We start from the raw sequence: 12,667 nt of genomic DNA on the forward strand, positions 1-12,667 counted from the left end.
TCCACCCTGCAGCGTCCGAGGAAGTGAGCGCTCCAGCAGCCACGTCCTCGGACGTTGCGGCGTGTCGGCGGGGCCTACCCTTGACGCGTGACACCCGCGAAGAAGTCCCAGGAGATGAAGGCGTCCACGGCCGCCGCCAAGCTCGACGTGTACCTGCCGGCGACCCCGGAGGACTTCCAGAACCGGATGATCACGCGCGACGAGCTCACCGAGCTGCAGCGCAACCCCCCGCAGTGGCTGGTGGACCTGCGCCGCGAGGGGCCGCACCCGCGCAGCGTCATCGCCGGCCGGCTGCGCATCTCCATCAGCGGCCTCGCCCGCGGCGGGATCACGGACCCGCTGACCACCGAGGAGATCGAGGCGCTGCAGGCCGAGCCGCCGAACTGGCTGGTCCGCGAGCGTGAGATCGCCGCGCAGGTCCGGCTGGAGGAGCGTCTGCAGGAGTCGCGCGAGGCGGACCGCAAGGCCGAGGCCGACCGCAAGGCGGCGTCCGGCAAGGGCTGATCACAGCCCCCCGTGGGGCGGTTCGAAGTCGGGCACGAGCACGGGGGTCTCGCGGTTGAGCGACTCCCCGCGGAAGTACGGGCGCAGCGACACCTTGGCGGCGCACGCGACCATCAGCGGCACCCCGAGCGCGAGCATCCCGACGCCGATGACGAACACCCCGCCGATGCCGCCGAAGCTGGTGTAGCCGTAGTCGGGGTCGAGCATGTCCCGCGCGGAGATGCCGAACGCCCACAGCATCCCGAGGAAGCCGAGCACGGGAAACAGACCGCGCAGGAAGAAGTTGCGTGCGCTGGTGAAGATGGACCGCCAGAAGTACACGACGCAGGCCAGCGCGGTCACGGCGTAGTAGAACGCGACGGCCAGGCCCAGCGACGCGATCGAGTCGAAGAGGGCGTCCTCGCTGAGCAGCTTGAGGACGATGTAGAAGACGCCCGCGGTGACGCCCATGACGATCGTCGAGAACGAGGGCGTCTTGAACACCGGGTGCACGCGAGCGAACTGCCCGGGCACCGCCTTGTAGATGGCCATGGCGAGGGTGCCGCGGGCCGTCGGCAGGATGGTGGTCTGGGTCGACGCCGTGGCGGACACCGCGATGACCAGCAGCAGGACGAACGCCATCACCGGACCGAGCATGGGCCCGCCCAGGACGGTGACGACGTCGTCGATGTTGGCCTCGTTGTTCAGGCCGATCCCCGTGGTGCCGAACCCCGCGTACGCCTGCACGGCGACGGCGACCAGGCAGTAGGTGACCAGGAGGATGACGGTGGCCAGCACCGCGGCGCGCCCGGGGGTGCGCGCGAGGTCCTTGGTCTCCTCGTTGACGGCCAGGCACGCGTCCCAGCCCCAGTAGATGAACAGGCACAGGATCACGGCGGCGGCGATGGCCGACGAGGTCAGTCCCGCGGGGTTGAACCAGGACCACTCCGGCAGCACGGCCTGCGGTCCGGCGGTCCCGGCGTAGACCTTCCAGAGCGCCAGGATGCTCAGCCCACCGAGCACGATGAACTGGAAGATGACGAGGACGTTCTGCAGCCGCTCGCTGACGATGATCCCGCGGTAGCTCACCCACGTCATCGCGACGATGAACCCGACCCCGAGGAGCAGGACGGCGATGCGGTTCTCGGCGACCTGGTCCAGGCCGAACGCGCGCAGGAAGTAGACGGCCGCGACCTCCGCGACGTTGGCCAGCACGATGATCCCCGAGACGGCGACGCCCCAGCCGCCCAGCCAGCCGACCCAGGGCCCCAGCGCCTTGGCGCCCCACGTGAACGTGGTCCCGCAGTCGGGCATGACCGAGTTGAGCTCGCGGTACGCGATGGCGGTCAGCAGCATCGGGACGAACGCGATGAGGAACATGGCCGGCGACTTCTCCCCGACCGCCAGCACCACGTAGCCGAGCGTGGCGGCCAGCGAGTACGCCGGGGCCGTCGACGCGAGACCGATGACGGTGTTGCCCCAGAGGCCCAGGCTGCCGGAGCTCAGCCCTTTGGCGGCAGCAGGGGACTCGTCGGTCACGGCACTGCTCATCGGACCTCCCGGCTCGCGTCGTCGCGGTGCCTCCGAAACCGGACAGTACTCCCGCCGACTCCCGCACGGGCGGCGACGGCCCAGCCGAACCCGACATGGCTGCCGCGAACGCCCCGATGACGACACCCATGTCGGGTTCGTCGATGCGTCCGGCGACGACCAAGCCATGGGTGGCGCGACGGGACCGCGTGAGGGCACTAGGGCTTGGTCGCGGGAGAACGGTGAGGGTGGTGGCGTGCGTCAGCGGCCCGGGCGGGGCTTGCGCGGGTTGGGCATCTTCGACGTCGACCGCCCCGTCCCACCCTTGCTCTTCCCTGCCGCACCCTTGCCCGAGGTGCCCTTGGCCGACCCCGCGCCCGGCTTGCGACCGCGGCCGGTCGGTTCGGGGGGCGGTGGGGCACCTCGGCCGCGGGAGCTCGTGGCGGTGCGGCCGCGGACGATGCCGATGAACTCCTCGGTCAGGTCGTCGTAGCGGTCGGTGACCCAGGCGAGGCCCACGGCGGACCCGGGGGCGTCGCGCACGATGCGGGCGGTCAGGCCGCGGCGCTGGTGCAGCCGGCCGAGCGACTGCGGCAGGACGATCACGGCGACGCCGGCGGCGACCAGGTCGATCGCGTCGGCCGTGGTCGAGACGGGGTCGCCGGCGAACGGGGTGCCGGGTGGGTCGGCCCAGTGCAGCTGGTCGTCGAGCGGCACGACGAGCGTCTCGTCGTCGAGGTCGGCGGCGTCGATCTCGTCCACGACGCTGACCACGTGGTCCTTGGGCACGACGACGACCGTGGCCTCGGTGTACAGGGAGATCGTCGACAGGTCGTCGCCGAGGGCCGGCAGCCGCACGAGCGCGACGTCCGCGCCACCGGAGCGCAGGACCTCCACGGCCTGGTCGGGGGACGTGTGCACGAGCTCGACCGGCACGTCCGGCAGCCGCTGCTGCCAGACCCGGAGCCACCGGTCGGGGTTGACGCCCGGGACGAGCGCGAGGCGGAACACGGCGGGTGCGGTCACGGGGTGCTCCGGGAGGTGGGGGCGGTCATCGGACGCGCCGGAAGACCAGGTCGTGGACCTCGTGACCGAGGTCGAGGCCGCGCTGCTCGAACTTGGTGACGGGCCGGTGCGGGGGCCGCGGGGTGAACCCGTCGGCGGTGTTCCCCAGGAACGGGTCGGCGGTGAGCGCCTCCAGCATCGCGTCCGCGTAGTCCACCCAGTCCGTCGCGCAGTGCAGGGTGCCACCCACGCGCAGCCGCGACCGCAGCAGCGCCACGTGCGACGGCTGGACGAGCCGGCGCTTGTGGTGGCGGACCTTGGGCCACGGGTCGGGGAAGAAGACGTGCACGGCGTCGAGCGACTCCTCGGGCAGCGCGTTGCGGACCAGGTCGAGCGCGTCCCCGTGGGCGACGCGGACGTTGGTGATGCCGGCCCGGTCGAGCAGCCCCAGCAGGTTGGCGACGCCCGGCAGGTGCGCCTCGACAGCCAGGTAGTCGCGCGACGGGTCCGCGGCGGCCATCGCGGCGGTCGTCTCACCCATGCCGGAGCCGATCTCGAGGACCAGCGGCGCCGACCGTCCGAAGAGGGTCACGGTGTCGAGCGTGCCGTCGGCCGTCAGCGGGACGGGTGAGTCTGCGTCGTGCACCGAGAAGCCGAGCCGCGGCCACAGGAACCGCAGGGCGTCCTCGCGCTCGCGGCCGAGCGGGGCGCGGCGCGGGTGGAACGTGCGCAGCGGCTCGTGGGGGCGCGCGGCGACGTGCCGGAACGCGTCGGACGGGAGGCTCACGATCCGCCAGCCTAGGCGCCGTCCTCGGGGGCGGGGTGCGGGCGGGTGCCCGGAATCGCCCGAGTGGGAGGGATATGTCCTGGACCCTTGTCCCGCACCTGCACGGATGACTAGAACAGAAGCACAGGTCCAACCCCGACGGAGCCGGTGGGTATCACCCGGTGCCCGGGGCTGCTCCTTGCATGAGGGTGCACCGGTGCGCGACGCACGAGCCAGCGGGGGGACGCGGCATGCCCAACGGCGGGGGAGTCGTCCAGCTGAGCGTCATCGACGGCTTCGAGCTGCGCGTCGCCGGGACGGCCGTCGAGCTCGCACCCGCGTGTCAGCGGCTCGTCGCCTTCCTCGCGCTCTGGGAAAGGCCGGTGACCCGCTCGTTCATCGGCGGCTCCCTGTGGACCGGCAGCGACGAGGAGCATGCCGGGGCCAGCCTGCGCTCCACCCTGTGGCGGCTCCCGTCGCGGGTGCTCGTGCGCGCGACGCCCACGCACCTCGCGCTGGGGGACGGCATCTCCGTCGACTACCGCGACGTGGTGCTGTGGTCGACGACCGTGCTGGCCGGGACCCTCGACGTCGGGCCGTCGCCGTGGACGGTGCCGCGCATCGCGGCGCTCACCGGTGAGGTGCTGCCCGACTGGTACGACGACTGGGTGCTCCCGGCACGGGAGCGCTACCGGCAGCTGCGGCTGCACGCGCTGGAGTCGCTGTGCGAGCGGTTGGCCGACTCGGGGCGGTTCGGGGAGGCGCTGCTGGCCGGGCTCGGTGCGGTCGTGGTCGAGCCCTTGCGCGAGAGCGCGCATCGTCGGGTGATCGACGTGCACCTGCGCGAGGGCAACGTGGTCGAGGCGCTCCGGCAGTACCGCGCGTACGAGCGGATGCTCCGCGAGGAGCTGTCGCTGGAGCCCTCGCCTGACCTGCGCGCACGGGTCGCGCCGCTGCTGCGTGGGACGGCTCGGCTGGCCTGAGTCACGGCGCCGTCCAGTCGATGCCCTTGGCGACCGCCTTGGTGATCGTGCCCTGCAGCCGGCTCGGAGTGAACTTCGGGCTCCGCGCGAACGACAGCTCCCCGCCCGTGAGGCCGGTGATCTCGATGCCGCGGGTCTGCACCGTGCCGATGTCCTTGAGGCGCAGCAGGATGCTGTCGAGCGAGAGACCCTGGAGCCCGAGCTGGAGGCTGCCGGGGTTGGGTGGGCTCGTCGGGCGGACCGACGGGGTGTCGACCGCGGGGATGCCGCCGTCGAACGTGAGCCGCATGAGGGCGTCCTTCGAGAGCACCACCTGGCCGGTGGCGGACGGGGTGTTGACTGGCACGGTGATGGGGGCCTGCGAGCGCACATTCAGGTGCCCGACGAGGCTGCGCACCTCGAGGCTGTCGAGGAGACGGCGGGACTTGCGGCGGGCCTCGATCCGGTCGGCCAGGTCCTTCTTCGGCGGGTCCTCGCTCATCCGGAAGATCGCGGACCACAGAGCGAACCGGTCCACCATCGCGCGCCGCAGGTCCACCGGGTGCAGGTCCCAGGCGAGGAACTTGATCCAGTCGAAGTCGTCCGGGCGGTTCACGCCGCGCGAGTCGTTGCCCTTGGAGGCGTCCGGCGGGTTCTTGAGGGCGTACACGCCGAGCTCGAGGGTGCCCGCGGTCGTCAGCCGCAGCAAAGGGTCGCGCCCGGCGAACTCGACGACGACCTCGCGCACCTGGAAGTGCGTCTCCTCATCCGCGTACGTGGCCTCGATGCCCGCCTTGAGGATGTTCTTCTCGAACGTGGGGACGTCCACGGCGCCGGCGGCGATCGGGACCACGAGCGGTGTCTTCGAGCCGATGTGGATGTCCTTCCAGCCCACGGCGTCGGCCAGCAGGAACAGCTCGACGGCGAGGCTGCCGTCCATCGCCTCGAACACCGGACGCAGCCCTTCGAGGTCGAAGTCCGTCGACGACGGCGGCTTCTTCGCGGGCGGGTCCTGCTCGACGGGCGGCTCGGCCGCGGGCGGGGAGAGCGTGAGCAGGTCCAGGTCGAAGAACGCCTCGTCGATCGTCACCTCGGGGAGGTAGAGGCCCTTCTTGCCGGTGACGGACGCGGTGGGCGTCGAGAACTCCAGGGTGCCGGCGCTCGCCTTCTTCAGCTTGATCCACGCGACCCGGCGCCCGTCGCGGAGCATCTCGTACTCGAAGTCCTCCAGCTGCGACTTCGTCACCGTGAGCTTGCCGCCCTCGAGCACCACGCGGTCCGCACCGAGCTTGCCGAACCGGACCCGCCCGCCCGGGATCTCGGCGAGCTTCGCCATGGTGACCAGCGGGTCGCGCACCTCGATCCTGGTGCCGCCCGTCGACAGCCAGTCCATCGTCGCGAAGCCGGTGGTGAGCGCCAGGTCGCCCTTCAGCTTGTCCTTCAGTGCGACCTGCACGGGCAGGTTGATGGACAACGCCGAGAGCGAGCCGGTGATCGCGCCGGTGTCGAGGTCGTAGACGAAGTCCTTCTGGTACTCGCCCGCCGAGGTCATCCCCCGCGTGAGCGAGAGACCGCGGATGGTCACGGGCGCGACCATCGGGCTGGGCGGGATCCACACCCAGTTCTGGCCGACCTCGATCTTCAAGGCCGAGAGCATCGTCGAGTCGATGTCGAGCCGTTCGACCACGACGCGCTTGAACGGTGCCGTCGAGGTGTGCACCTCCTTCGCGCCCCAGCGCTCCAGCCGGACCTTCGCGTGGATGCCGAGCAGGTCGACGGCGCCCGCGTCCACACCCTTGTCGTCCTTCGACGTCAGCCGGAGCGCCTGCCCCCCGACGACCGTCTTCAGGTCGAACGACGCCAGCCTGACGTGGTCGATGCCGAGCCCGGACGGATCCTTCGGGTCAAGGCCGCCGATCCGGATCTCGTCGGGACCGACGTCGATGGTCGCCCCGGTCAGGCCACGCAGCTCGGCGGACGCGTTGACGTCGCCACTGAGCTTGACGTCCCCTGATCCGCCGCGGACGACCGCGACCAGGTGACCGCCCCGGTTGAGGTCGAGCTGGATCGACGTGAAGCCGACGTGGCCGTCCACGGACAGCGTCTTGCGGATCTGGCCGCTGAAGTCGGCCTGGATGTCCGCGATCTCGACCTTCTCCTTCGCCGGTTGCAGGTGCACCCGGCCCACGGTCAGCGCGTGGTCGCCGTGCGCGGGCTTCGCGGAACGCCCGAGCGAGATCTCGATCGGCAGGTCGCGGTACGTGAGGTGGTCGGCGGCGACGTCGTGCAGGTCGATGTCGTCGACGATCCACCGGTCCTTCGCCTGGTGCGCCGCGACCGTGACCTGCCGGACCGTGACAGGTCCTGCACCGACCACCTTGCCGGTGCCGATCTTCCAGTCGACGGCGCCCAGCTCGATCTTCTCCAGCGTCGCGCTCGCGGTCAGGCCCGCCTTCGTCTGCTCCACGTGGGCGCGCTTGAGCGTCGCGGTCGTGATGGTCACCTTGCCGTCCGGCGAGCGGTAGCTGGTGCCGAGCGCGACGAGGTTGCGGACGTCGAGCGAGAACCGGCGACCGCCCACCGTGAGGTAGGAGAACGCGAACGTCGGGTCGCGGCCCGAGGACGCCGGGTCGGTGACGAGCCGGCCCTCGACGGTGGTCGCCTTCGCGCGCTCCTTCGCCGTCGTGAGCGAGCCGAGCACGACCGAGTACCGCAGGTCGACCGACCCGACGCTGCCCGCGCCGGCGATCAGTGCCCACCCCGCGCTCTCCCGTGCGAGCTCGACGCCGTCCGCGCGGAGGTCGTGCAGCGAGCCGTCGACCAGCTCGGCGTGGACGTGTCCGTCCTTGCCGGGCATGTCGACCGTGACGTGGGACCCGGCCAGCTTCGCGATCCGCACGGTGTGCAGGACCACGCCGGTCAGCTCGCGGCCCTTCGGGGTGCTGCGGTAGGTGATCTCGGCGTCGATCCGCAGACCGTCGAGGCTGACCTGCTTGGCGCGGATGCCGTCGACGTCCGAGCCGATGGCGACGTCGTCCACGACGAGCCCGTCGACCGCCAGGTCCGGGATGCTCACGCGGTTCTCGCTCGCCAGGACCGTGCCGGACAGCTTGGCCAGCGTGACCTTGCCGATCGACCCCTGCGCCAGCTGGATGCCCTTCACGGTCGCGTCGGTCAGGGCGACCCGCGGCATGGTCTGGGCGAGCAGCAGCTCCGCCGGGTCGACGTCCGCGCCGCCGATGCGGAGCCCGCCGGTGCGCAGCGCGACCTCGAGCGTCCCGGAGACCTCGTCGATGGTCGCGCCCGGCAGCGCGATGTCGGTGAGCACCGCGGGCACCCTGAAGCGGAGCTCGGCGGTGCGCGGGTCGAGCTCGCCGGTCACGCGGCCGAGGGTGATGCCGCCGATCTCGATGCCGAGCAGCCGGCGTGCGTCGTCGGTGAGCTCGCGCACCCACTGGGCGGCCTTGGCGCGCTTGGTGGCGTCGGCGCCGTGCTCCGCGGTGACCCGGGCGCGTTCGAGCGCGAGCAGCGCGAAGTGGGCGGCGGCGAGCCGGTCGCGCAGCCGCTTGTTGCCGGGGATGACCTTGAGCGCGGCGAGCTGGTCCGCCACCTCGCGCGCCGGGGGCAGCGTGTCGGCCTTGATGACGATCGCCGGCTGCGGGGGGTCGGTCTTCACCACGCGCGTCTCGTCGATGACGATGGAGCTCGTGGTGCCCTTGACCAGGTCGCCGAGCGTCGGTGACTTCCCGGCGAGGAACTGGTCGACGAGCGACTTGTCGTCGAGGTACCCCGCGCCGTACCCGAAGGCCTGGGCGGGGCCGGTGGTCGCCAGGTGGACGCCCTTCAGCTCGATGCCCGCGGTCTGGATGTTCCCGGAGACGGGCCCCAGGGTGACCGAGCCGATGTCGACCGAGACGCCGGCGGTCGCGCGCAGCCTCTTCGTCAGCGCGACCAGCTCGAGCCGCTCCTTCTCGGTGAGCGAGCCGGGGTCCCGCCGGTCCTTCGCCTCGAGCTCGACCAGCCGGGCCTCGTCGGCGGTCGTCTCGGACGTCGCGGCGAGCGTGGCACGCTCCTCGTCGGTGAGCTTCTCGCCGCGGCCCAGGCGCGCCTCGAGCTCCTTCTGCTTCTCGGTGGGCTGCAGCGCCTTCACCTGGGCCTTGAGCTCGTCGATCCGGCGCCGCAGCGCCCGGACGCGCATCTCGAGCTCGAGCTTCTCCGGGTTGTCCGGCATCAGCGGACCCGCGGCCTTCTCCAACGTCGCGATCGCACCCTCCAGGGTCGTGATCGTGGTGTTCAGCGACGCGGGCAGGCTGAGGCCGACACCGGCGTGCAGGTCGGTCAGGACGATCGAGCGGACCTGCACCCCCGCACCCATCGAGAAGCCCTCGATCGCGAACCGCTCGATCGACACGTTGAACGCCCGCAGCATCGCGACCGCGTCCGCGGCGCGCTGCGCGGCCGTGCGGGGCGGTGCGAACTTCCCGTCTGCGGCCAGGCCCCACAGGTGGGTCAGCACCGACGGGGTGGGGTCGACCTTGCCCTTCACGTAGTCGGACCCGAGCGAGAAGATCTTCGCGCCGATCCCGCCGGTCGGCGCCGGGAAGGGCAGCAGGGCCAGGTCGAGCAGCGTCTTGTCGCCGGGGACCGTCCCGAACACGTTGACGAAGTTGCTGAGCATCTGGAACAGCGGCCCGAACACGGGGACGGGGAACGCGGAGTGGCCCTCGGGCATCGGCTGGTTCATCGCGCCGAGCGCGTCCCACGAGCCGTCCTGCGTCGCGGCGAACGCGAGCTTGGCCAGCTCCAGCAGCGCCACGGAGAACGCGCCCGAGCCGATGTAGACGAGGTCCTGGATCCGCAGCCCCTCCAGGCGCGCGGCAAGGAAGCTGGGCTTGGTGTACTTGCGGTCGCTGAACCCGGCGGTGATCTTCAGGCCCGTCATGCTGACCCGGCCGGAGCGGAACGACTTGCCGGGCAGCACGATGTTCACGCCGACGAGCTGCAGGTCGGGCACCCGCAGCTTGACCACGAAGCCGTCCTCGAACGTCGCGTCGACGCTGAGCGCGTTGGCGGACTGTGCGGTGTCCAGCTGGACGCCGCCGAGGTCGCCGCCGAGCGCCCACTGCAGCTCGCCCAGGTTGAACGCCTTGAGCCGCATGGTCTTCCCGGACAGGTCGGTGCCGCTCCCGAGCAGCAGCGGCACGACCACCACCAGGCCGCGACCGAGCACCTTGAGCGCCGACCACCAGACGAGCTCGCCGCTGGGTGTCACGTCGTTCGGCGTGTAGACCGTCCGCTTGGCATCCTCGTCGTAGAGCGCCAGGTCCTTGACCATGGCGGTGAGGCGGAGGTTGCCCTTGGCGCGGACGTCGACGCGCACCTCCCGCGACTTCTCGAACACCCAGGCGCGGTCCTCGGCCGCGTACGCGAGGTTGATCAGCGCGCGCAGCTCCGGGGCCGTCGGCTCGGTCCACAGCCGCTCGTCGCTGAGCCGGGCTCGCAGGGCGTCCCGCGTCGGCAGGTTCTCGTCGCGACCCGTGGCCAGGATCGTCGGCATCCGGCGGCGCATGTCCGCGGACAACGACGCCCAGACCTTGGTCCAGGCCGACGAGTTCTCCTGCGCGAAACGGATCTGGTCGGCCGGTGACAGCGCCCGTACCGCGAGGGCGGCGAGCCACGCGTCCCGCTGCGTGAACGTCAGCCAGCCGAACACCCCCGGCAGCCGGTCGAGCACCTCGGCGACCAGCCGTCGAGGGTCCCGCAGCTGGTTGAGGTCGAGCACCTCCGCGCGGCCCGCCTCGCCGAACAGGTAGTCGTCGGGCAGCTTCGTGATGACCTTCTGGATCACCCCGCGCAGGTCGAGCCGGCGAACGATCGCGGTGCGCAGGGGGAGGTCGACGGGTGCCGGGCGGCCCGCGGAGTCCGTGACCCAGGGGGCGGGTCCGCCCTGCGGGTCGCGGCCCAGGAGGTCCCGGACGAGGCTGCGCGCGAAGGGCGGGACCGGCAGCCGCGCCCAGTCCGCCGCGAGCACCTCGGCGTAGTCCTGGAGCAGCTTGGCGGGCACGGTGAGGTCGGCGCCTGCGACGACGTACTCGGAGCCGACGCCGGTGTACTCCCCGCTGCGCACGATCTCGTCGGGCAGGTTGCTGGTCAGCCGTTCGAACCACTTGCCGTTCTCGAGCGCACGCCACGCGTCCTGCGCCTCGATCGGCGCGCTGCGGACCAGGAGGTAGGCGAACCGGGCCTCGGAGTCCCAGACCTTCCAGTCGAGGATCCCGTACGACAGGAGCGTCGTCGCACGGGCGAGGTTGACGAACGGCGAGCGGGCGGCCAGCACGCTGCGCAGCGCCCACCCGGTGCCCGGCGCGAACCGGTCGTCGGTCGAGAGCTCGTCCAGGAGCTTCTCGACGAGGCCCGCCGCATCGAGCTGCTGAACCACGGAGGCGAGACGCTTGTCGACCGCCGGTGGCGCGTTGGTGCCCGCGACCGCAGGCTTCGGTGCGGTCGCCGCCGCGACGAGCGACGCCCGGGTCACGGGTGCGGTGTCGACCGCCGGCTCGCCCGGGGGCGTCGGGCACAGCGGTGCGAGCAGCTCGAGGGCCTGCCGCGCGGAGTCGCCGGAGGCGTCGCGCAGCAGCCGGGTCAGCCGGTCGACGAGGATGCCGTCCGTCGGCCCGTTGCGGTACCCCGACAGGTCGGACTCGACCTTGATCGCGGCCTCGAGGTCGGCGACGTCGCTGCCGAGTCCCGGGGAACGGCCGATGAGCGCACGGAACTTGTCCCGCTGCTTGCCGCCGAGCAACGAGTTCAGGGCAGGTGCACCCGCGCGGCGCAGAGTGGCCAGGAGGCCGCGCATCGCGACCGGCGACAACCGCTCCGGGTCCACCGGCGCGATCGCCTCGCCGAAGCCGCGGTACCAGTCGACGTTCGGGTTCCACTTCTCGGCGAGCGCGGTGAGCTCCTTGTCCGACATCGCCGAGAGCACCGCGACCGCCGTCTCAGGGAACTTCGCGTGGTGGTCCGCCGTGAGCCGGCCGAGCTTGACGCGGGTCTCGGGCTCCAGGCAGCGCACCAGCGCGCGGGCGATCACGAACGACAAGGGCGCCAGCAGCCGCAGGCACGTCTCGACGCGCTCCACCTTGAGCTCGAGCGAGAAGTCGTTCAGCTCGGACGTGATCCGGGCGATGTCGACGGCGTGGTTGGCGCGGACGAAGCCTTCGAGCTTCAGCTCGGTCGACTCGACGTCCGGGCGCTGCTCGGCCCACGAGAAGAGCAGCTCCCAGTCCGGCTCGACGCCCGTCGCGTCCACGTCGCGTGCGCGCCGGCCGTCGGGCAGGGCCTCGCGCGGCACCCACAGCGGTCGGCCCTGGCGTGCGGCGGCCGCGAGCCCGGCGGCCTCGGCCTCCGCGCGCGTGACGTCGGGGGCCCTTCCGCCGGTCCGGCGGTTCTCGTGCTGGCGGACGTGGGCGAGCTCGTGCGCGAGCAGGGCGAACGTGCGGTCGAGGTCGTCGAGCCCGCCGACGAGCGTGATCCGGCCGTCCGGCGCCGTCAGCCCGCGCGCCCCGCCGGTGCCGCCGAGCACGTCGAGGCGGACGCGTGACGGGTCGACCCCGAGGGAGGGTGCGAGCCGGGGGACCGCCGCACCGACGTACGCCGCGCTCGGTCGTGGCAGGTGGCCACCCGGCCGGGTGGGTGTCGGGACCGTGCGGGGACGGCGTTCGCGGGCCCGCCGGTCCGCGCGGTTCTCGCGGTCGGCGCCGTCGTGCACGGGGTCGTCGTGCGCCCACCGGTGGGCGAGCGTGACCGCGTGCGTGGGTGCGGTGGCGCGGCCGACCGCCCGCCCGGGCGCCGACGAGCGTGCAGCCGTCCGGCCGTCCGTGCCGGTGCCGGTGCTCGTCGCGGTGCCCGCGGTCGCCGCCAT

General features: G+C 72.2%; 6 protein-coding genes. 2 read left to right on the forward strand and 4 right to left on the reverse strand.

The annotated features are described in order from the left end of the window. Positions 1–114 precede the first annotated feature (114 nt). The gene (locus ASD16_RS10420; RefSeq protein ID WP_055918249.1) at positions 115–504 is read left to right on the forward strand and encodes a DUF5997 family protein; all 390 of its coding nucleotides are present in this window, start codon (positions 115–117) and stop codon (positions 502–504) included. Here ASD16_RS10420 and ASD16_RS10425 read toward each other — a convergent pair whose 3' ends face one another. From ASD16_RS10425 to trmB, 3 genes are all read right to left on the reverse strand, one after another. Continuing rightward, positions 505–2,034 (reverse strand): APC family permease, encoded by a 1,530-nt coding sequence (locus ASD16_RS10425; protein ID WP_055916524.1) that lies wholly within the window; start codon positions 2,032–2,034, stop codon positions 505–507. 240 nt (positions 2,035–2,274) lie between these two features. After that, positions 2,275–3,039, reverse strand: coding sequence for a LysR substrate-binding domain-containing protein (locus tag ASD16_RS10430; protein WP_082570764.1), 765 nt, complete (start codon positions 3,037–3,039; stop codon positions 2,275–2,277). A gap of 25 nt (positions 3,040–3,064) precedes the next feature. Continuing rightward, the gene (trmB, locus tag ASD16_RS10435) at positions 3,065–3,805 is read right to left on the reverse strand and encodes a tRNA (guanosine(46)-N7)-methyltransferase TrmB (RefSeq protein WP_055916526.1); all 741 of its coding nucleotides are present in this window, start codon (positions 3,803–3,805) and stop codon (positions 3,065–3,067) included. A 230-nt stretch (positions 3,806–4,035) separates the two neighbouring features. Here trmB and ASD16_RS10440 point away from each other — a divergent pair, with 230 nt between their 5' ends. Continuing rightward, positions 4,036–4,767 (forward strand): BTAD domain-containing putative transcriptional regulator, encoded by a 732-nt coding sequence (locus tag ASD16_RS10440; RefSeq protein WP_055916528.1) that lies wholly within the window; start codon positions 4,036–4,038, stop codon positions 4,765–4,767. A 1-nt stretch (position 4,768) separates the two neighbouring features. On the opposite strand, the gene ASD16_RS10445 is transcribed toward ASD16_RS10440, so the two are convergent. After that, entirely contained in the window at positions 4,769–12,667 is a 7,899-nt protein-coding gene (locus ASD16_RS10445; RefSeq protein WP_055916530.1) for a hypothetical protein, read from the reverse strand.

The organism is Cellulomonas sp. Root485, from assembly GCF_001426705.1.
Classification (GTDB): domain Bacteria; phylum Actinomycetota; class Actinomycetes; order Actinomycetales; family Cellulomonadaceae; genus Cellulomonas.